Source organism: Aquabacterium parvum (assembly GCF_001447195.1).
Lineage (GTDB): Bacteria > Pseudomonadota > Gammaproteobacteria > Burkholderiales > Burkholderiaceae_C > Aquabacterium > Aquabacterium parvum.
The window spans coordinates 1-19,528 of sequence record NZ_LFRI01000145.1; the positions used below are offsets into that span (position 1 = coordinate 1).

16 protein-coding genes and 1 pseudogene are annotated in these 19,528 nt (G+C 67.6%); 7 read left to right on the forward strand and 10 right to left on the reverse strand.

All coding sequences use genetic code 11. The features are described from left to right. Window positions 1–131: 131 nt before the first annotated feature. Window positions 132–623, reverse strand: a complete 492-nt coding sequence (locus ABG80_RS05410) for a flavodoxin family protein (RefSeq protein ID WP_058086740.1) — start codon at window positions 621–623, stop codon at window positions 132–134. Between the two features lie 30 nt (window positions 624–653). After that, window positions 654–2,447: a monovalent cation:proton antiporter-2 (CPA2) family protein gene (locus ABG80_RS05415; protein ID WP_058086741.1), complete on the reverse strand. Its 1,794-nt coding sequence runs from the start codon at window positions 2,445–2,447 to the stop codon at window positions 654–656. Window positions 2,448–2,995: 548 nt separating this feature from the next. Here ABG80_RS05415 and ABG80_RS05420 point away from each other — a divergent pair. After that, window positions 2,996–3,783: pseudogene (locus ABG80_RS05420) on the forward strand (methyl-accepting chemotaxis protein); the annotation flags it as partial. A gap of 3 nt (window positions 3,784–3,786) precedes the next feature. Here the strand turns inward: ABG80_RS05420 and ABG80_RS05430 are convergent. Next, window positions 3,787–4,668 carry an AraC family transcriptional regulator gene (locus ABG80_RS05430; protein WP_058086744.1) on the reverse strand — a complete coding sequence of 294 codons (882 nt, stop codon included), beginning with the start codon at window positions 4,666–4,668 and terminating at the stop codon, window positions 3,787–3,789. A gap of 104 nt (window positions 4,669–4,772) precedes the next feature. Here ABG80_RS05430 and ABG80_RS05435 point away from each other — a divergent pair, with 104 nt between their 5' ends. The 3 genes from ABG80_RS05435 (at window position 4,773) to ABG80_RS05445 (ending at window position 6,932) form a co-directional block, all read left to right on the forward strand. Beyond that, entirely contained in the window at window positions 4,773–5,537 is a 765-nt protein-coding gene (locus tag ABG80_RS05435) for a hypothetical protein (protein ID WP_235513750.1), read from the forward strand. A gap of 77 nt (window positions 5,538–5,614) precedes the next feature. After that, window positions 5,615–6,148, forward strand: a complete 534-nt coding sequence (locus tag ABG80_RS05440) for a carboxymuconolactone decarboxylase family protein (protein ID WP_058086746.1) — start codon at window positions 5,615–5,617, stop codon at window positions 6,146–6,148. Window positions 6,149–6,224: 76 nt separating this feature from the next. After that, entirely contained in the window at window positions 6,225–6,932 is a 708-nt protein-coding gene (locus ABG80_RS05445; protein ID WP_058086747.1) for a glutamine amidotransferase, read from the forward strand. Here ABG80_RS05445 and ABG80_RS05450 read toward each other — a convergent pair. From ABG80_RS05450 to ABG80_RS05480, 7 genes are all read right to left on the reverse strand, one after another. Beyond that, window positions 6,922–7,944: an aromatic ring-hydroxylating dioxygenase subunit alpha gene (locus tag ABG80_RS05450; RefSeq protein WP_058086748.1), complete on the reverse strand. Its 1,023-nt coding sequence runs from the start codon at window positions 7,942–7,944 to the stop codon at window positions 6,922–6,924. The genes ABG80_RS05445 and ABG80_RS05450 overlap by 11 nt on opposite strands. 198 nt (window positions 7,945–8,142) lie before the next feature. Then, window positions 8,143–9,531 (reverse strand): amidohydrolase family protein, encoded by a 1,389-nt coding sequence (locus ABG80_RS05455; protein ID WP_058086749.1) that lies wholly within the window; start codon window positions 9,529–9,531, stop codon window positions 8,143–8,145. Window positions 9,532–9,536: 5 nt separating this feature from the next. After that, a complete protein-coding gene (locus ABG80_RS05460; protein WP_083505846.1) occupies window positions 9,537–10,391 on the reverse strand; it encodes an ABC transporter permease in 855 nt (284 codons plus the stop codon). 130 nt (window positions 10,392–10,521) lie between these two features. Further along, on the reverse strand, window positions 10,522–11,349 hold the full coding sequence (locus tag ABG80_RS05465) for an ABC transporter ATP-binding protein (RefSeq protein ID WP_083505847.1): 828 nt from the start codon (window positions 11,347–11,349) through the stop codon (window positions 10,522–10,524). A 17-nt stretch (window positions 11,350–11,366) separates the two neighbouring features. Continuing rightward, the gene (locus tag ABG80_RS05470) at window positions 11,367–12,365 is read right to left on the reverse strand and encodes an ABC transporter substrate-binding protein (RefSeq protein ID WP_235513751.1); all 999 of its coding nucleotides are present in this window, start codon (window positions 12,363–12,365) and stop codon (window positions 11,367–11,369) included. A 451-nt stretch (window positions 12,366–12,816) separates the two neighbouring features. Further along, window positions 12,817–13,479, reverse strand: a complete 663-nt coding sequence (locus ABG80_RS05475) for a hypothetical protein (RefSeq protein WP_058086751.1) — start codon at window positions 13,477–13,479, stop codon at window positions 12,817–12,819. Between the two features lie 22 nt (window positions 13,480–13,501). Further along, the gene (locus ABG80_RS05480; RefSeq protein WP_058086752.1) at window positions 13,502–15,691 is read right to left on the reverse strand and encodes a phosphocholine-specific phospholipase C; all 2,190 of its coding nucleotides are present in this window, start codon (window positions 15,689–15,691) and stop codon (window positions 13,502–13,504) included. 193 nt (window positions 15,692–15,884) lie between these two features. Between ABG80_RS05480 and ABG80_RS05485 the strand changes: the two genes are divergently transcribed. The 3 genes from ABG80_RS05485 to ABG80_RS05495 all read left to right on the forward strand — a co-directional run bounded on the left by ABG80_RS05485 (window position 15,885) and on the right by ABG80_RS05495 (window position 19,474). Continuing rightward, window positions 15,885–17,072 carry an outer membrane protein assembly factor BamB family protein gene (locus ABG80_RS05485; RefSeq protein WP_058086753.1) on the forward strand — a complete coding sequence of 396 codons (1,188 nt, stop codon included), beginning with the start codon at window positions 15,885–15,887 and terminating at the stop codon, window positions 17,070–17,072. A 65-nt stretch (window positions 17,073–17,137) separates the two neighbouring features. After that, window positions 17,138–18,295 (forward strand): pyridoxal phosphate-dependent aminotransferase, encoded by a 1,158-nt coding sequence (locus ABG80_RS05490; RefSeq protein WP_058086754.1) that lies wholly within the window; start codon window positions 17,138–17,140, stop codon window positions 18,293–18,295. Window positions 18,296–18,430: 135 nt separating this feature from the next. Next, window positions 18,431–19,474, forward strand: a complete 1,044-nt coding sequence (locus ABG80_RS05495) for a putative solute-binding protein (protein ID WP_058086755.1) — start codon at window positions 18,431–18,433, stop codon at window positions 19,472–19,474. Window positions 19,475–19,528: the final 54 nt, after the last annotated feature.

Sequence of the window (19,528 nt, forward strand, 5' to 3'; positions counted from 1 at the left end):
GATTGGACAGGCTCACGTTGCCTCGCTGCAGTGGAAGGCAATGCTCGATGCGCGCGAATTGCTTGGGTGTGATCTCCATGTCGGGCAGTGTCCAGCATGATGCCCAGCGTTGCAATTAGTGTTAACAGCCCCTAGAACACACCGAGCGCGAGCCCCGCCGCCATCGATTCCCCCAGCGCCTTGCACGCCATCAACTCGTCCTCGCCGATCTGCTTGGGCGCGAGGATGGCCTCGGTGCTTTGTGCATGCGTGCACACGATCAGCGGCTCGGCCACGGCCTTGAGCCGCCAGCCAGTGGCAATGCGATCGATCTGGCATGCTGCGTTGTGGCCGTCGCTGCCGGCGCAGATCAGGCTGGCAAAGGGCCGGCCGTTGAGGCGATCGAGCGCCGGGTAATAGCAGCGGTCGAAAAAATCTTTGAGCTGGCCACTGATGGCCGCCAGGGTCTCGGGTGTGGCAAAGACGTAGCCATCGGCCTGCAGCACGTCATCGGGCCCCGCTTGCGAGGCGTGCAGCAGGCGCACGTGAACGCCGCCTTCCTGGCGCGCGCCCTCTGCGGCGGCCTCGGCCATTTGAAGTGTGCCGCCGGTGTGCGAGTGGTAGACGATGAGCAAGGTGCGCATGGGGTGATTTCAAGTGCGTTATGTCGCGCCTCAGCCGGCGTTGCTGGCCGCCGCGCTGGCTTCGATCTGGTGCTGGCGTTTGGCCACGTTGCCCAGCACCAGCGCCCGCCCGGCGAACAGGCCGCCGGCCACTTCGAGCTCGAAGCGCTCGGTGTCGCGGCGGCGCACGCGGTCCATGACCTCGTCGGCTTCTTCCGCGCTGGCGCCGGTGGCCAGCACGGCTTCCCGACCCAGCACCATGGCCGATTCGAAGGTCTCGCGCACGTAGACGTCGGCGCCGGCCTTGGCCAGCTCCACCGCGTGTTCGCGGTCGTAGGCGCGGATGATGACCTGCGCTTGCGGGCACACGTGCCGGGCGCTCTCGGCGATGCGCGTGGCCGCAGCCTTGTCGTCGACGCAAACCAGCACCGCGCAGGCTTGGTGGGCACCGGCGGCGTGCAGCACCTCGGGCCGGCTGCCGTCACCGTAGTAAACCTTGAAGCCGTACGCGGCCGTGTCGCGGATGACCTGGGTGTCGTGGTCGATGATGGTCAGCGAGGCGCCGCGCGCCAGCACGCCCTGGCTGGCGATCTGGCCGACGCGACCGAAGCCGATGATGAGCACGTTGGCCGTGTGCTCGCTGACCGCTTCCACCCCATCCATCGACACGGCGTCGGCGCGGGCCAGGCGCTTGTGCAGCAGCACCGTCAGGGGCGTCAGCGCCATCGACAGCACGACGATGGCCGTCATGTTGGCGTTGACGATGGGGTCGATCACCTTCGCGGCCATCGCGGCGGCGAACAGCACGAAGGCGAATTCGCCGCCTTGGGCCATCAGCACCGCGCGGTCGAGCGCGTCGGCATGGGAGCTCCTGGCCAGCCGTGCCACGAGGTAGATGCACAGCGCCTTGGTGCCCATCAGGGACAGCACGCCCGCGACGATCAAGGGCCAGTTGGCGGCCACCACGGCCAGGTCGAGCGACATGCCCACGCCCAGGAAGAACAGGCCCAGCAGCAGGCCACGGAAGGGCTCGACATCCGCCTCGAGCTGGTGGCGAAAGGTCGATTCCGACAGCAGCACACCGGCCAGGAAGGCGCCCATGGCCATCGACAGGCCACCAAGCTGCATCAAGAGGGCCGCGCCAAGCACCACCAGCAGCGCCGCGGCCGTCATCACCTCGCGCGCCTTGGAGCGCGCCAGCACCTGGAACATCGGGTTGAGCAGCCACAGGCCGGCGGCCACCAGCACGCCCACCGAGCCCAGGGCCAGGCCGATGGCGCGCCAGTTCGTGCCACCTGCTGCGGCATCGGAAGCGGAGGTCGGCGCCAGGAAGGCCACCAGCGCCAGCAAGGGCACGATCAGCAGGTCCTCGAACAGCAAGATGGCGACGATCTTCTGGCCACGCGGCGCGGCCACGTCACCGCGCTCGCCCAGCAGCTGCATGACGATGGCGGTCGATGTGAGCACGAAGCCCATGGCGCTGATCAGCGAGACCTGCCAGGAAAAGCCGAAGCCCGTGCCCACCAGCGTCATCAGCGCGCCGCAGACCAACACCTGCAAGCTGCCCAGGCCGAAGATGGCGCGCCTCAGGCCCCACAGGTGCGAGGGGCGCATCTCCAGGCCGATGAGGAAGAGGAACATCACCACGCCGAGCTCGGCCGTGTGCAAGATGGTGTGCGGGTCGGTGAACCAGGCCAGGCCGAAGGGCCCGATGGCCAGGCCCGCGGCCAGGTAGCCGAGCACCGAGCCCAGCCCCAAGCGCTTGAACAGCGGCACCGCCACCACCGCTGCGCTCAGCAGCATCACCACCTGCAGCAGGTCGCTGCCACCGTTCTCCCCAGCCATGTGCCGTCTCCCGTCTCTCGTCTGCGTCGAGGGGCCGACGCGGGGTCGGCCGTTGAGCTGTTCAAGCCAGCTCGCGCTTGGCATTGTCACCCGCGCCTGTTCGGCGCTTGTGCAGTCCACCTGGTTTGGATGGCACCAGCCGGGTGCGGCCGCCACCCTTTGGTGCGTGATCGATTTGGCGCTTCAGCCCTCGGGCAATCGGCCGACAGCAAGGGTCTGGCCTGGGCATGTGTTCCCTCTCGCCAGTGATCAATGAAGGACCGTTCATGAACACCCTGACCTCACGGCGCTTGCCGCAAAGCCTGTCCCTGACCGCCAAACTGGCCATCGCCGCCACGGCGCTGTGTGTGCTGTGCGTGGCAGCCACCAGCACGGTGATGGGACTGCAAACTTCCGGCATGTCCCGGGACCAGGCCGACGAGCAGGCCCTGTGGAGCGCCGTGTTGGCTGCCCTGGTGGCCTGTGCGGCCGCGAGCGTGGCCATGGTCTGGCTGGTGCTCCGCGTCATGAGGCCCCTGCATGCCTTGACTCGGACCATGGAGGGCCTGGCGGGGGCCGATGCCGACCTGGAGGTGCGCTTGAGCGTCGAAGGCAACGACGAACTGGCCACCATCGGGCGCGGGTTCAACGAGTTCATGGGCAAGATTGCCCAGGTCTTCAACGTGGTGCGTCGCAACGCCGATGGCGTCTCCACCGCCAGCACCGAGATCGCACAGGGCAACATGGACCTGTCGTCCCGCACCGAGCAGCAGGCCAGCGCCTTGCAGCAGACCGCTGCCTCGATGGACGAGCTCAGCCAGACTGTCAAGCAAAACGCAGACAACGCCCGCACGGCCAATGAACTGGCCCTCAACGCGTCCAACGTGGCCAGGCAGGGGGGCGATGTCATGGGGCAGGTGGTCAACACCATGCGCGAGATCCACGAGGCCTCGCGTCGCATCGGCGACATCATCGGCACCATCGACGGCATCGCCTTCCAGACCAACATCCTGGCGCTGAACGCGGCGGTGGAGGCGGCGCGTGCCGGTGAGCAGGGCCGTGGCTTCGCGGTGGTGGCCTCCGAGGTGCGCAGCCTGGCGAGTCGCTCGGCCGCACCATGGCCGACATGGTCGACTGCATCCAGCGCGTGACCCAGATCGTGGGCGAGATCAGCGTGGCCAGCAGCGAGCAGGCCGATGGCGTGGGCCAGGTCGGCACGGCGGTTGGCGACATGGACCGCGCCACCCAGCAGAACGCCGCGCTGGTCGAAGAGATGGCGGCGGCGTCGAGCAGCCTCAAGGGGCAGGCCGACGAGCTGATGCGCGCGGTCTCGACGTTCGAGCGCACGGGCCGCTGAGGCTCAGGCCCCCGCGCTGTCTTGCTGGGCTCTGTTCCTGAGCCAATCGCGCGGTGACATGCCGGTGCGGGCGCTGAAGGCCCGAGACAGCGCCGACGGGTTGGCGTAACCGAGCTCTTCGGCCAGGGCCTTGATCGGTCGGCCTTCGCGCAGCCGGCTCTGGGCCAGGGCCATGCGCCAATCGACCAGGTAGTCGGCCGGGGTCTGCCCCACCACGTCACGGAAGGCGTTGGCGAACGTGGTGCGCGACATGCCGGCACACTCGGCCATGCGCTCCAGGGTCCAGGCCTCACCCGGGGTGTCGTGCACGGCAACCAGGGTGCGTGCCAGCCGCGGGTCCGACAGCCCGGTGATCAGACCCGGTCGGATGCCCGCTTCCTGTGGGTGGTCCAGCAGCCAGCGCAGCAGCTGGAGCACCACCACCTCGAAGAGCCGGTCCGCCAGCAGGCGCTGGCCGCAGCGCACGCGGTCGGTTTCGGCAAACAACAGCCCCAGTGCCGCGTCCAGGCCCTGCACCTGCGCCAGGGGCAGGGCGATCAGTGGTGGCAAGGCGCGCGCCAGCGGGTTGTCTGCGCCGCCGTCGAAGGCCAGCCGGGCGCAGGTGAAGTCCGAGCCATCCACCGGCGGGTTGTGGAAGCGGTGGGTGAAGGGGCGGGGGTAGAGCAGCAGCGTGGGTTCGTTCAAGCGCAGGGATTCGGGCACCTCGCGCGAGCCCGGGTGCCGCACCTCCAGCGTGCCCCGCCGCAGCACGTGCAGGTAGCCGTGCCCGTCGCAGGCGTCGAAGTGGCTGAGCCCGCACAGCGCGCCGGTGTGATGCAGCTGCGCCTGCACCCGAAAGCGTTCGAGGATGCCCGAGAGGCGGTCGATGGGGGCGGCGGCTTGCATGCGGTGTCTGTACGAACTGGTATGTCTTGCGTACGGAATGTATCAACGAATTCGTTCTGGCCCGTGACACTGCCCTCACACCCACTCCACACACAGAGGAAACCATGCAAATGTTGAAGCCCACCCTGTTGAGCGCCGTGCTGCTCGCCGGTCTGATCGGTGGCACCTCGGGCAGTGCGGTGGCCCACGGCACGGGCCACCGCGGCGGCATCGCCACCGAAGGCAAGAAGGCCGTCAAGGCTCCCTTCGACGTGGTCCACACCCGCATCAGCACCGACGGCAAGGTCGCCGTCTTTCACATGGCCGTCTCGGGCAAGGCAGGTGCCACCCGCCCGACCCGGTCCGGCAAGCTGGCGGGCAGCTCGGTGTTTTCTTACGTCTGGCCGACCAGCATCGACCCGTCCGCCGTCGGCTTCGAGCCCAAGGCCGGCATCCTGGCCTTCGCGGTGACCTCCCACCCCGACTTCGACGACACGCCGCTGTTCGACGAAAACGGCGACGGCAACACCGGCAACGACGGCAACGTCTGGCACTCGCACTGGGTTGTGCTGCAACCCGACGACGCCTGTGGCAAGGGCGCCCTGAAGGTGGTCGACATCCCCGAAGGCGCCAAGCCCCGCCTGCCCAAGACCTGGCCCGGCCTGCCCATCCTGATCGACAGCCCGGGCTGGTCGCCGACCTTCAAGAACGAGTCTGTCGAGGTGCGCGTGCCTTTCGATGACATCGGCGTGGTCGAAGCCGGTGCCTTCGATGGCGTGACCGCCGCGCTGCGCGTCAGCGCCAGCGTGCACAACCCGCTGCTGTGCGTCACCCACGTTTTCAAGGTCGCTTCTGGCGACCTGTCCCTGCCTGGCAAGGTCAATCGCTGATTCACGCGGCAACGCGATACCAGACCCCTTTCCCTCGCTGTCATCACCTCAACCCGAAACCTCCCAAGGAGATCACCATGCCCCGCGCCAACATCAACACCCAACTCGCTCCCGCCGCCAGCCAGCCCTTGCTCGCCCAGGTCCAGCAGGCCTTCGGCGCCACCCCCAACATGTTCAAGGCCGTGGCCAATTCGCCGGCGGCCCTGCAGAGCATGTGGGCTGCATTTGGCGCGCTGGGCCAGGGCACGATCGGCGCCAAGCTGGGCGAGCAGATCGCCGTGGCGATTGCCAACCGCAACCGCTGCGAGTACTGCCTGGCCGCGCACACCGTGCTGGGGCAGAAGGCCGGCGCCTCGGCCGCCGAGATGGCTGCGGCGCAGGTGGGCCAGTCAGCCGACCCCCAAACCGCTGCCGCCCTGGCCTTTGCGTTGAAGGTGGTCGAGCAGCGCGCCCAGGTCGGCGATGCCGACGTGGCCAACCTGCATGAGGTCGGTTTCAAGGACGAGCAGGTGGTCGAGATCCTGGCTCACGTGGCGCTGAACCTGTTCACCAACTACGTCAACGTGGCCCTGGACATCCCGGTCGATTTCCCGCGCGTGGCCCTGCGATGACAACCAGCCCCGGGGCGGCTGGCATCATCCCGGGGCGACCTCTTGCTTTGCCGCGTCATTTGCTTTCGGAGTGCCCATGCTCGCCAGTTCAGCCACCGTCACCGTCGTCCAGCACCTGGCTTTTGAGGACCTGGGCTCCTTCGAGCCCGTGCTGCGTCAGCGAGGCCATGCCATCGACGTGCTGCAGGCCGGGGTGGACGACGTGAGCTCAGCGATCCACCAGGCCGAGTGCCTGGTGGTGCTGGGCGGGCCCATCGGCGTTTACGAGACCGAGGCCTACCCTTTTGTGGTGGACGAGGTCGAGGCCCTGCGCGAGCGCTTGAGGGCCAGGCGCCCCACGCTGGGCATCTGCCTGGGCGCGCAGCTGATGGCCGCTGCCCTGGGTGCTCGCGTCTACCCGGGTGGGCGCAAAGAGATTGGCTGGGGGCCGCTGCGACTCACGCAGGCTGGCCAGGCTTCGCCGCTGGCGGCCCTCGAGGGCGTGCCCGTGCTGCATTGGCATGGCGACACCTTTGACTTGCCCGATGGCTGCGAGCTGCTCGCATCCACCGATGTGTACGAGCGCCAGGCTTTCAGCCTGGGCCCCAACGTGCTGGGCTTGCAATGCCACCCGGAGGCCGATGCCCGTCGCTTCGAGCGATGGTTGATCGGGCACGCGGGTGAGCTGGCGTCGGCGGGTATTGACGTGCGGGCCTTGCGTGAGCAGGCGCAAGCGCTCGGGCCAGGGCTGGAGCGCGCCTCGAACGCCGTGCTGCGAGACTGGCTGGCCGGGCTCACGCCCTGAACACCTCTTCCTCGCCATGCTCACGCAGCAGCGCCAGCAGCTGCTTGCGCATGATCATGCCCGGCTTGTCCGATGGCATCGAGTACTCCACGCCATGGCGGCTGGCGTCGACCATGGCGTTGGGGTCGGTGGACTCGATGATCACCTTGTCCTCGCGCGTGATCTCGAAGTCGAAATCGATCAGCGTCTGCGCCGGGCAGTCCGCCTCGGTGTCGTTGCGGAACAGCCATTGCGCCACCTGGATGTGGCCGTCGTCGATCGGCGCCAGGCTGTTGATGATGATGTGGCGGATGCCGCTGGGGTACTCGATGTCGAGTCGGCGCGCGAAGGGGCGGTACCACTCGTTGCGCATGTGGCGCGTGGTGATCGGCTCCTTCACGCCGCTGACGCATTGCAGGTGCGGCGGGTTGACGGCGTCGATGACCGTCTCGGCGTAGAAGCCGCTGGCCGTTTCTTCGATGCGGTAGCTGCTGGGCTTGGGTGAGGCCGCCACGCCGAAGGTGTTGCGGTGCACGAAGCTGAAGTGCGAGTTGTCGAAGGAGTTCTCCATGAAGCGCAGGCCGCTGGTGGCCCAGGTTTCGTAGAACTGGAAGATGGTGCGAAACCCTGGGGCGTCGAACTCGGGGATGGCGGGGATGTCGTCGATGGGCTCGCCCAGGCAGACCCAGGCGTAGCCGTAGCGGCCCGTGCAGCGGTAGGCTGTGGTCTTGAACTGGCAAGGGATGGCGCGGTCGGCCTCGTACTGCGGGATGCGCACCACCGCGCCGCTGCGGTCATACGTCCAGCCGTGGTAGCCGCACACCACCTTGCCGCCCTCGCACCAGCCCTTGCTGAGCTGGGCGGTGCGGTGGCAGCAGCGGTCCTGGAGGGCGGCGGGCTCGCCGTTTTCATCGAGGAAGAGCACGATCTTCTCGCCCAGCAGCGTGAAGGGCTGGGGGCCGTCCTTCAGCATCGACAGGGGCATGACGGCGTACCAGAAGTTGCGCAGAACGGGTTGTCGGGTGGTCAGCATGGCAGGTCTCGCTTTCGCTTCATCGGGGGTTGAAAACGAGCGCAATGCCCGACCGCTCGCCTGCAGGGGGCAGGCTGAGGTGGCTGACCGCTTCTACGCTCAAGGGAGAAAAGGACGGGGGCATGAGCCGCAGGTGACCGGTGGGATGCCGGGCTGATCGCCACGGCGAGGCCCCCACCTGGGTTGTCGTGCGGCGGCTCATGCGATGACCCCCGCGCGTTGCTGCAGGCGCTGCACCACGCGGCGGGCGCGCGCCAGCCACCTCGGCATGTCGAAGCCGGGGATGGCGCCGTCGCGCACCACCTCGCGGCCGGCCACCCAGACCCGGCGCAGGTGCGCGCCGCCGCCCGCGGTGACGGGGGCCGTGGCCAGCTCGTGGTGACCGGCATAGCGCGGCTGGTTCAGGTCGTAGAGCGCCAGGTCGGCCTGCAGCCCCACGGCGATGCGCCCCACCTGCGTCAGGCCCAGTGCGCGCGCGCCGCCATCGGTGGCCCAGTGGATCAGCTGCTCGGCGGGTTGGGCGTGGGCGCCCTTGGCGGCGCGGTGGATGAGCCAGGCGGCGTGCAGCTCGCTGACCATGTCGGCGGCTTCGTTGGAGGCGGCGCCATCGACCCCCATTGAAATCACGGCGCCAGCCTCGTGCAGCGCCTGCACCGGCGCCACGCCGCTGCCCAGCCGGCCGTTGCTCTGCGGGCAGTGGGCGATGGCGGTGCGCGTTTCGCCGCACAGCGCGACCTCGCTGGCGTCGAGGTGCACCATGTGGGCGTAGGACACGTCGGGTCCGATCCATTCCTGCTCGGCGCACCAGTGCACGGGGCGCATGCCCCATTTCTCGGCGGCGAAGCGCACGTAGTCCTGCGTTTCAGACAGGTGCGAGTGCAGGCCCAGGCCCCATTGGCGAGCGGCGCGGGCGAGTTCGCGCAGCTCGTCGGGCGTGGTCGAATAAAACGGCGTGGTCGGCGCCACCACCACCTTGCGCATCGCGTCGCCACCGCCTTGGTGAAAGCGCGTTGCGGTGTCTTGCAGCGAGCGCAGCATCTCGTCGAGCGACTCGTGCGGCATCGGTGGGGGCTCGTCTGTGGCGAAGTTGCGCGTGCGCGTGGCCCCGCCGCGCAGCAGCACGAAGCGCGCGCCCAGCGACTCGGCCGCACCGAACAGCACCGCTGCCGGGTCGTGGTCCACGCCCTGGCCGAACAGGTAGTGGTGGTCGGCCACGGTGGTGCAGCCCGACAGCAGCAGCTCCGCGATCCCCAGGGTGGCCGCCACCGTCAGCGCTTCTTCGTCGATGAAGGGGCCGTAGCGATAAGGCACGGCTTCGAGCCAGGGCATGAGCGGCACGCCCTGGCCGGCGCCCACGTTCTTGAGCACCGTCTGAAAAAGGTGGTGATGGGTGTTGACCCAGCCCGGGTAGAGCACCGCGTGGCGCGCATCGACCACGGTCTCGCCAGGCTCTGGCGTGAGTTGGCCGATGTCGGTGATCACGCCATCGCGCACGCGCACGTCGGTGCCTTGTGCGGCGGTGCGAACGGCATCGACCGCGTCGCCGGTGTGCAGGGCCTCGGCGCCCTGGATGAGGAAGCTGCGCATGGTTTTCAGCGCTCCTGCGTCTGGGCGCTGTCGTGCCAGCTTCTGAGCACCAAGTTGCTGAGCGCCAGCATGGCCCAGAACAGCACCACGCCGGTCAGGCTGATGAGTGCCAGCGCCGCGAACAGGCGTGGGATGTTGAGCTGGTAGCCCGCCTGCAGGATCTGGTAGGCCAGGCCTGCGCCTTGCCCGCCCGTGCCGGCCACGAATTCGGCCACCACCGCGCCCACCAGCGACAGCCCGCACGAGATGCGCAGCCCCGCGAACCAGTAGGGCAGCGCGCTGGGGATCTGCAGCCGCACCAGCGTCTGCCAGCGCGTGGCGCCCTGCATGCGGAAGAAGGCGGCCAGACCGGGCGAGACGCTGCGCAGGCCCATCGTCGTGTTGGCGATGATGGGGAACAGCGCGATCAGCACCGCGCACACGATGAGCGCGGCCGTGGGGTTCTTCACCCAGATGATGATCAGCGGGGCGATGGCGGCGATGGGCGTGACCTGCAGCAACACCGCGTACGGGAAGAAGCTGAGTTCGACCCAGCGGCTTTGCACGAAGGCGAACGCGATCAGCGTGCCCACCAAGGTGGCCACCAGGAAGGCACCTGCCGTGATGCTCAGGGTGGTCCACAGCGAGCCCATGAGCATGCCGAAGTCCTCGTGCAGGGCCTGGCCCACGCGCAGCGGGCCGGGCACCAGGAACTCGGGCACCTCGAAGGCCCGCACCAGGCCTTCCCACAACACGAGCAGCATCATGCCGACGGCTGCGGGCACGGCCACGCGAAGGAAGCGCTCGGACTGGGCCCAAGGTTGGGCCTTGCGGGTGCGGGCGCCCTTTGCGGCCAGGCGATGCCCGGCATCGGTGCGCATCGTGGCGGTGCCGCCTTGTTCGGTTGCGGTCATGGCGCGTGTGTGATCTGGCGGTGAAGCCGGTGCATGGGTGGACGTGGCCGGGGGCGACACCGAAACACCGAGGGACGTGGACATGGTCGCGCTCCTTTCAGGCGGTCTCGAGCTGGTCGCTGCCGCTGACCAGGCTGGCTTGCAGCAGCAGGTCGGACAGCTCGCGGCAGGTGGCGGCGAAGTCGGGCGAGGCGCGGAACGCAGCGTCGCGCGGCATGGCCTGGTCCAGGCTCACCTCGTGGAACACGCGACCCGGCCTGGCGGCCATCACCACCACGCGGCTGGACAGGAAGGCTGCTTCATAAACCGAGTGCGTCACGAACACCACCGACAGGCCCTTCTCGGCCCACAGCTGGCGCAGGTCCTCGTCGAGCTTGTTGCGGGTGATCTCGTCGAGCGCGCCGAAGGGCTCGTCCATCAGCAGCAGGTCGGGCTCGGTGACGAGCGCCCGCGCAATCGACACGCGCATCTGCATGCCGCCCGACAGTTCACGTGGCTTGTGGCGGGCGTAACGGCTCAGGCCCACCTTGGCCAGGGCCTGGCCCACGCGCACCTCGGCTTCGTCCTTGGGCACCTTCTGCAGGTCCAGCGGCAGGCGCACATTGGCCTCCACGCTAGACCAGGGCATCAGCGTGGCCTCCTGGAAGACAAATGCCAGGCGCCGGCCTGCCGGGGCCTGCGCGCCTTGCAGCAGCGCGCTCTGGCGCCACCATTGCAGGCGCCCGTCGCTGGGCTCGATCAGCCCGGCCACGAGCTTGAGCAGCGTGCTCTTGCCGCAGCCAGACGGGCCGATGAGCGAGACGAACTCACCCGGCATCAAGGTGAAGTCGGTGGGGGCCAGGGCCTGGGTGCCGTTGCGGTAGGTCTTGCAGACCGACAGCGCTTCGACCACCGGTGTGATGAAAGCGGGGTTGGGGGCCAGCATGGTGCGCTCCACGGGGTTCAAGGCATGACCTTGATCTGCTTGACGATGTCCAGCGTGAAAGCCTTCTGCCAGGGCGCGTCGGCCTTGAGCAGCTCTTCCTTGACCATGTAGTCGCGCGTGGCCTTCCAGCGTGCTTCGGTCATGGTGCCCACGCCTTGTGTGGCGGCGTCACCGCTGCCCAGCACTTGCAGCGCCTTCATCTGCTGGATGCCGAAGGCGATCTGCTCGTCGCTCATGTTCGGGTTGTCCTGCTTGATGAGCGCGTTGCCCGACGCGGGGTTCTTCAGGTAGCTGACCCAGCCCTTCATCGAGGCCTCGACGAAGCGCTTGACCACGTCCGGCTTGGCCTTGAGCAGGGTCTGCGTGGTGACGATGCTGGTGCCATACGGCGGGTAGCCGTCGTCGGCGAACAGGAAGAACTTGTGCGGCACGCCCTTCTTCATGGCCTGGAAGGGCTCGGACGACGGGTAGGCCTGCTGCGCGACGTTGGTGTCGGCGAAGAAGGGCTGCAGGTTGAAGGTGTAGGGGCGGGTCTGCTCGTCCTTGAAGTCGTACTTCGACTTCAGCCACGGCCACCAGCTGGTGCGGTTGTTGCCGGCCACGAGGATGGTTCGGGTCTTGAGATCGGCCAGCGACTTGACGTCGCCATGCGTGAGCATGCCTTGCAGGTCCTTCTGGAAGCTCGCGGCCACGGTGACCACGGGCAGGCCCTTCTCGACGCCTGAGAGCACCTGGAAGTCGTAGCCGATGATGAGGTCGGCCTGGCCTGCACTGAGCAGCTGCATGCCGTTGACCTGCGGGCCGCCCATCTTGATGGTCACGTCCAGGCCTGCTTGTTTGTACAAGCCCGTGGCCACCGCCTGGTAGAAGCCACCGTGCTCGGCCTGGGCGTACCAGCTGGTCAGGAAGGTGAGCTTTTCTTGCGCGTGAGCGGGGCGGTGCAGGGCCGAGGCCAGCAGGGCCAGGCCGCCCAGCGCGAGCGCATGCAGGTGGCGACGCGATGGGCGCAGCGTCACGAGTGAGCTGCATGCAGATGCAGACGCAGACAGCGATGGGGAGACAGAGAAGCTGAAAGAAGGAAGCTGACGAAGCCGGTTGAACATGGCAGACCTCTGGCCGGTAGGGTGGGGTGAACCTCCGGTGGCCTGCGGGGCCGATGCGTCAGGGGAGAAGCTTGTGAGGCTTCGCGGCACCCGACGCACAGCCGCCCCGTGGGCCACCGTCGTCGGGAGCAATTTCCTGTTGATGCCAGCAGGCTTGCTGTGCACCAGACTGAACGCTTCTACTCCGTCAGTTTGATCTAAGGCAAACGGCGTGCCTGCTTGCATGCGCCGTTGTGGTGCGCGGTCGCAGCGGTGCCGGGCCAGAACGGGCAAGAACGGGCTAAAAAAGAAAGGGCGACGCATCGCGTCACCCTCGGGTGCGCTGCCCTCGGCGGTGGCCGGGGCAGCAGGTCGTTCTGTGGCTTCAGCCGTGGCGACGACGCAGGCCAGCCACCAGGCCCAACGCAGCCAGGCCTGCCAACAAGCTGGCCACCGACGAGGCTTCCGGCACCGCAGAGGTCAGCTTGAACGACAGGTTGTCGGCGTAGCCGTCGTTGTCGCCGCCCCCCAGGCGTTCCATCGACAGCGAAAACATCAGGCTGGTCGTGCCCGTGGGCAGCAGGCCTGAAGCCTGGCGCAGCACCAGGCCGGTCTGGTTGCCACGATCGGCGGGGCCGACAGGGCCGATCGCTGCGTGACCGATCTCGCTGCTGCTGGCGTCCAGGAAGGACACGTACAGCAGGGCGTTGTCTTCCTGGGCCAGCCAGCCACCCAGCCAGCCGCTGAGGTCATAGCTCAGCGATTGACCGGCCAGCGCGCCCAGGTCGAGCCACTGGTAAGCGGCGGCGCGCGCGCCGGTGCCGGTGAACATGCCCAGGCCGCGGTCCACCGGGCCGGGCTCGGTGGGCTTGACCCAGTTGTTGCCGTAGGCCACCGACTGGATGGGGCTGTAGCCGTCGAAGACCGTCCAGCCGGTGATGCCGGCTTCGGCGTCACCGTTGACGATGAGGTTCTGCCCAAGAACAGCCTGGGCTTGCGCGCCCAGCGTGAAGGACAGGAGCGCCAGGGCGCATGCGTGTTTGATCATGTGTACTCCAGGGTTCAAAAAATCAGATGCGGAACTGGTCGAGCACGGCGGTGCCGCCCATCGCGGGGTCGCTCACCGAGGGCTCGCCGTTTTCGAGGTGGCCGGCCAGGCGTCGGCCAAAGCCCGTCAGCTCCTTGATACGCAGCACGTGGTCGTACCAGCGGTGATCGGGGGCGACTGGCACGCGCACGGTCTGCGTGGCGCCTGCGGGCACGGCCCACAGGCGGGTGCTGTCGTCGCCATAGCGAAGTGCCTGCAGCGTGAACGTGGCGGTGCTGGTGCCGATGTTGCTCAGCGTCAGCACCAGCTCCAGGTTGACGCGGTCGGCTTCGACGCGCACCTCGGGGCGCGGCTGCACGGTGCCAGCGCGCGGCAGGGTGCCTGCGAAGTGGCGGTGCCAGCCGTTGGGGCCGAGCACCCACAGGTCGTAGGCCGAACCGGCGGCCATCGCCCAGCTGCCATCGATGTGCTTGCCGGCCTCGACCGTGTAGCGGCGCGGGGCCTCTTGCAGCGACAGGCGGTTGTAGACGTGGAAGACCGCGCCGGCTTCGCCCGTGTTCTCGAAGCGAAGCGTCACGCCGGTGGTGCCGACGGTGGCTTGTGCCTGCAGGTCATAAGGCAGGGCGCGGGCCGGGCGCACGCCAGCGGCCTGCACCGGGGCGATCAGGCTGGTGGGCGTCGCGGGCGTCTTGGTGCTGGTCAGCAGGATGGAGCGCGCGCGCAGCGCGGCGGTGGCCGGCAGGTCCTGCACGAAGGCGCTGTCTTCGGGGTTGGCGAAGTCGAAGCAACTGGTGAGGTCACCGCTGACGGCGCGGCGCCACGGCGTGATCAGCGGCTCTTCGACGCCAAAGCGCGACTCGATGAAGCGGATCACCGAGGTGTGGTCATGCACCTGCGAGTTGACCCAGCCGCCCTTGGTCCACGGCGAGATCACGTACATCGGCACGCGCGGGCCCATGCCGTAGGCGCGGTGGTGGTAGCGGGCGTCCGAGCCGTTGAGGAAGTGGTGGTACTCGCCGGTGGTGTCCACGGTGGAAGCGCCCGCCAGCTTGGCCTTGGCCGGGTCGGCGTCGTACGTCAGGTACGAAGGCGCGGCCGGCGGCGGCATGTGGTCGAAGAAGCCGTCGTTCTCATCGAAGTTGATGAACAGCACGGTCTTGGCCCAGACCTCGGGGTTGGCCGTCAGGGCCTCGAGCACTCGGGCCGTGTAGTCGGCGCCCGATGCGGGGCTGGAGGGGCCAGGGTGCTCGGAGCCTTCGGCCGTGGCCACGATCCAGCTCACCTGGGGCAGTTTGTTGGCCAGCACATCTGCCTTGAGCTGGTCGAGGTCACGCGTGCTGATGCCGCGATCGCGCAGCGCCTGCGAGTAGCCGGGGCGCTGGTACCAGGCGTTGCGGAACGGGCGGAAACCGGCCAGCGAGTTGTCGGTGAAGTTGTCCGCCATGTTCTGGTAGACCTGCCAGCTGATGCCGGCGGCTTGGAGGCGCTCGGGGTAGGTCGTCCAGGTGTAGTCGGTGGCGGGGTTCTCGTTGAACCAGTCGCGGCTGTTGTCGGTCGAGGGGCCTCCGGCGACGGACAGCGGGTCGTTGCCGCCGCTCCACAGGAACAGGCGGTTGGTGTTGGTGCCCGTCTGCGTGGCGCAGTGGTAGTGGTCGCACAGCGTGAAGGCGCGCGCCAGGGCGAACTGGAAGGGCAGGTCGGCTTCCTGGTAGTGGCCCAGCGAGTGCGGCTGCTTGGCAGCCGGCCAGTTGTTCATGCGGCCTTCGTCCCAGGCGGCTTGCGCGTCCGTCCAGCTGTGGGGTGTGCCGGCCACGCGCATGACGCTGAAGTCCTGCTTCGTGTTGAGGTGAAAGGGCGCGATGGCGGTGCGCGTGCTGCCCCAACCGGGTCGGCCCGGCACAGCGGCGGCGCCACCGACGGGTTGCACGAACACGCTCTTGCGCGAGAAGGTGCCGGCGCGGTCCATCACGGGGATGGGGAAAGGATCCGCGAAGCCACGCACCCCGGCGAGCGTGCCGAAGTAGTGGTCGAAGGAGCGGTTCTCCTGCGTCAGCACGACGATGTGCTCGACGTCTTGCAGGGTGCCGGTGCGGCGGTCTGCCTGGATGGCCAGGGCGCGCTGGATGACGGGCGGGAAGCTGGCGAGCGCGGCGCTGGCACCGGCGGCCTGACCCAGCGTCCGCAGGAAACTGCGACGGTCTTGATTGGACATGGTTGCTCTCGGAATGAGGTGGACGGTGGGGCGCGCCGGAGAGCGACTGTAGGGACGCGAGGTGTCAGCTGCTTGGCCAGGGTGTGTGCCCATCAGCAGGGGCACAAAGCGGACACCCTTCACAGGTAAAATGAGCACCCGCTGCGGGTTGATCGCCCATGGCTTCTGAACGCAACATCCACAGGGAGAAAACATGATCAAGCGCACGCTTGCCGCGGTCGCGGCCGCTTTGTGCCTGGGCGCAGCCCAAGCCGCAACCGAATGGACCCAATACCAAGGCAATGCCTCGCACACGGGTTCGCTGGACATCACGGTGGACACCACGTTCACCAAGTCCTGGAGCCTGAACATTGGCGCCGTCAACCCGGTGGCTGCCGTCAACGGCATGGTTTACGCTTCGACGCAAGGGTACTTCTCGGGCCAGAAGCTGCTGGCGCTCGACGCGGCGACGGGCCAGCAGGTCTGGAGCAAGGACTTCGGCGGGGTGTACTCGGTCAACCCGCCCAGCTACGCGGGTGGCAAGGTGTACCTGCAGACCGGCAATCACAGCGGTGACTCCTGGTTCCGTGGCTACGACGCACTGACCGGTCAACTGGTGGCCAAGGCGCCCTTCTCGGCGCAGTGGGAACGTTACCAGGCGCCCACCATCGTCGATGACGTGGCCTACGTGAATGGGGGCAGCTACGGTGGCGCCTACGCCTTTGACCTCAAGACCGGCGAGCAAAAGTGGTTCACCGGCCTGCCGCAGTACGACGGGTGGACGCCAGCCGTCGATGACACCCGCGTGGTGGCTCACATGGCTGGATCGCTGTACGTCATGGACCGCGAAACCGGCACCATCCAGCAAACCATCAAGGACTCCAGCTACAGCTGGTCGGGCTACACGGCTTCGCCTTCGCCCATCCTGGTGGGTGACATGGCCTACGTGGTGTCTTCGGGCTACCTGCGCCAGTTCGACCTGAGCGCGGGCGTGCAGACCTGGGCCTTGAACGGTGTCGTGGGACAGGCGGCCATCGACGGCGACGAGATCTTTGCCTTGCGCAACGGCACGCTGTCGTCGATCAATGCCGCGACGGGTGTGACCAACTGGATGTGGGAAGACCCCATGACCTCGCAGTTCGGCAACGAAGTGCTCGTGACCGACAACCTGGTTTTTGTCAGCGGCAGTTCCGGCAAGAGCTTCGCCATCGATCGGAAAACCCGTGACGTCGTCGCCACATTCTCGGAGTCGGGGCGCTTCTCGTTTGGCAACGACACCCTCTACATCGCTGGCAGCCATGGCCTGAGCGCTTACAGCGTGGCCGTGGTGCCCGAGCCGGGCACCGTCATGCTGATGTTGGGCGGCTTGATGGTCTGTGGCGTCGCGTTGCGCCGTCGCTGAGGTTCGGTTTCGTTCGCTTGCAAGCCTGAGTGGATGGCGGTGCACCGCGCCGCTATCCTTTGGGCATGCCGTCTTTTCTTCATCCGCTTGATTCCCGCCTGCCCCAGGTGGGCACCACCATCTTCAGCGTGATGTCAGCGCTGGCTCAGGAGCACGGGGCGCTCAACCTCTCGCAGGGCTTCCCCGACTTCGAGCCGCCAGCCGAGTTGCTGAACTTGCTCGACCAGGCCGCGCGCGGCGGTCACAACCAGTACGCGCCCATGGCGGGCATGCCGGTGCTGCGCGAGGCCATCGCGGCCAAGGTGGCGCAGCTCTACGGCGCGCAGTACGACGTGGCCCACGAGGTGACCGTCACGGCGGGTGCCACGCAGGCGCTGTTCACCGCCATCGCCGCGCTGGTGCACCCGGGTGACGAGGTCATCGTGTTCACGCCGGTGTACGACAGCTACGCGCCTTCGGTCGAGCTGCAAGGCGGCAAGGTGGTCTACGCCGACCTGGCACCACCCGGCTACCGCCCTGACTGGGCCGCCGTGAAGGCGCTGGTGACGTCGCGCACGCGCATGATCGTCATCAACAGCCCGCACAACCCGACGGGCACGGTCTGGACAGCCGAAGACATGCATGCCCTGGCCGACATCGTGCGCGGCACCGGCATCGTGGTGTTGTCAGACGAGGTCTACGAGCACATGGTGTTCGACGGTGCACGCCACGAAAGCGTGATGCGCCACCCCGAGCTGGCCGAGCGCAGCATCGTGGTCTCCAGCTTCGGCAAGACCTACCACGCCACCGGCTGGAAGGTGGCCTACGCGCTGGCCCCGCGCGAGCTGATGGCCGAGTTCCGCAAGGCGCACCAGTTCATCGTCTTCACGGTGCACGCGCCGTCCCAGGTGGCGCTGGCCGAGTTCATGAAGCGGCCGGGTTGGTGCGAGCAACTGCTGGCGCTGTACCAAGGCAAGCGCGACATCTTCCGCCAGGCGCTGTCGGGATCGCGCTTTGAGCTGCTGCCTTGTCAGGGCACCTATTTCCAGTGCGTGAAGTACGCGGCCATCAGCGACGAGGGCGACCGCGCCTTCGTTGAACGCCTCACGCGCGAGCACGGCGTGGCCGCCATCCCGGTGTCGGCTTTCTATCCCGATGCACGCGACCACGGCGTGATCCGCTTTTGCTTTGCCAAGTCGGCCGATACGCTCAGCCGCGCCCTGGAGCGCCTCGTTCAGCTCTGACGTCGGCTTTCATCCCCGGTGAGAACCCGAAGTCAATAGGGGCAATCGGTTACATCGCTTGCGAGTGGTCGCGACTGTGCACTCCGGCTGGGCGCCGACAATCTCCGACTGCATTCGATCGAGGGATGGTTTCACATGGCATGGCTTCGTTGTATGGCTGCGGCGGTTTGCGCCGCGTCGCTCCTGTCTGCTCCCGCGCAGGCCGCGCAGAAGGTTTGCGTCTACGACTTCATCGGCGCGTCCGGTGACCTGTTCAACATGGTGCGCGACTACGCGCTGGCCATGCAGCGCGACGGCGTCTTCCTCGAACTCAAGGGCTACAACGACGAGGCGGCGGCCCTGGAGGCCTACAAGAGCGGCCAGTGCGATGGCTTCGTGGGCACCGCCTTTCGCTCGCGCCAGTTCAACGCCGTGGCCGGCTCCATCGACTCGTTGGGCGCCACCACCATCGTGCGCAAGGGCAACGTCGACATGCCGGCCTCGTACGAGGTCATGCGCAAGCTGATCCAGACCTACGCGGCGCCATCGCCCCAGGTCGCCAAGCTGATGACCAATGGCGAGCACGAGATCGCCGGCATCGCCCCCGCCGGGGCAGCCTACCCCTTCGTCAATGAGCGTCGGCTCAGCTCGGTCGAGGCCCTGGCGGGCAAGCGCATCGTCGCCTTTGACTACGACAAGGCGCAGGCGGCCATGATCCAGCGCATCAAGGCCATCCCGGTGTCGGCCACCATCTCGAACTTTCACCTCAAGTTCAACAGCGGTCAGGCGGACATGATGGCCGCGCCCACCATCGCCTACCAGCCGCTGGAGCTGCACAAGGGCCTGGGCAGCAAGGGGGCGGTGGTGCGCTTCCCGTTGCTGTTGGTGTCCTACCAGATGGTCATTCGTCATGCGCAGTTCCCCGATGGCTTCGGTGCCAAGTCGCGCACCTTCTGGGCCGGTCAGTTCGATCGCATGCTGCAGCTGATCCGCCGAGCCGACACCACGATCCCGCCGGCTCGTTGGGAGGACCTCAACCCGGACGACGCCGTCAAGTACACGCTGCTGCTGCGCGAGTCGCGCATCCAGTTGACCCAGCAAGGCCTGTACGACAAGCGCGGCCTGAAGGTGCTCAAGCGCATCCGCTGCCACGTCAACCCCGGCGACGCCGAGTGCGAGACCAAGCTCGAAGAAGAGTGAGCAGCGCCAGGATGGCGCAGGGCTGAGGTTTGCCCATGTTCTGGCGATGGTGCG

Coding starts and splice junctions, on each gene's coding strand:
- ABG80_RS05430 (WP_058086744.1), bottom strand. CDS start 4,668: ATGCAAGCCGCCGCCCCCATCGACCGCCTCTCGGGCATCCTCGAACGC.
- ABG80_RS05450 (WP_058086748.1), bottom strand. CDS start 7,944: ATGCTGACCACCCGACAACCCGTTCTGCGCAACTTCTGGTACGCCGTC.
- ABG80_RS05460 (WP_083505846.1), bottom strand. CDS start 10,391: ATGCGCACCGATGCCGGGCATCGCCTGGCCGCAAAGGGCGCCCGCACC.
- ABG80_RS05410 (WP_058086740.1), bottom strand. CDS start 623: ATGCGCACCTTGCTCATCGTCTACCACTCGCACACCGGCGGCACACTT.
- ABG80_RS05445 (WP_058086747.1), top strand. CDS start 6,225: ATGCTCGCCAGTTCAGCCACCGTCACCGTCGTCCAGCACCTGGCTTTT.
- ABG80_RS05455 (WP_058086749.1), bottom strand. CDS start 9,531: ATGCGCAGCTTCCTCATCCAGGGCGCCGAGGCCCTGCACACCGGCGAC.
- ABG80_RS05415 (WP_058086741.1), bottom strand. CDS start 2,447: ATGGCTGGGGAGAACGGTGGCAGCGACCTGCTGCAGGTGGTGATGCTG.
- ABG80_RS05490 (WP_058086754.1), top strand. CDS start 17,138: ATGCCGTCTTTTCTTCATCCGCTTGATTCCCGCCTGCCCCAGGTGGGC.
- ABG80_RS05440 (WP_058086746.1), top strand. CDS start 5,615: ATGCCCCGCGCCAACATCAACACCCAACTCGCTCCCGCCGCCAGCCAG.
- ABG80_RS05465 (WP_083505847.1), bottom strand. CDS start 11,349: ATGCTGGCCCCCAACCCCGCTTTCATCACACCGGTGGTCGAAGCGCTG.
- ABG80_RS05435 (WP_235513750.1), top strand. CDS start 4,773: ATGCAAATGTTGAAGCCCACCCTGTTGAGCGCCGTGCTGCTCGCCGGT.
- ABG80_RS05475 (WP_058086751.1), bottom strand. CDS start 13,479: ATGATCAAACACGCATGCGCCCTGGCGCTCCTGTCCTTCACGCTGGGC.
- ABG80_RS05495 (WP_058086755.1), top strand. CDS start 18,431: ATGGCATGGCTTCGTTGTATGGCTGCGGCGGTTTGCGCCGCGTCGCTC.
- ABG80_RS05480 (WP_058086752.1), bottom strand. CDS start 15,691: ATGTCCAATCAAGACCGTCGCAGTTTCCTGCGGACGCTGGGTCAGGCC.
- ABG80_RS05485 (WP_058086753.1), top strand. CDS start 15,885: ATGATCAAGCGCACGCTTGCCGCGGTCGCGGCCGCTTTGTGCCTGGGC.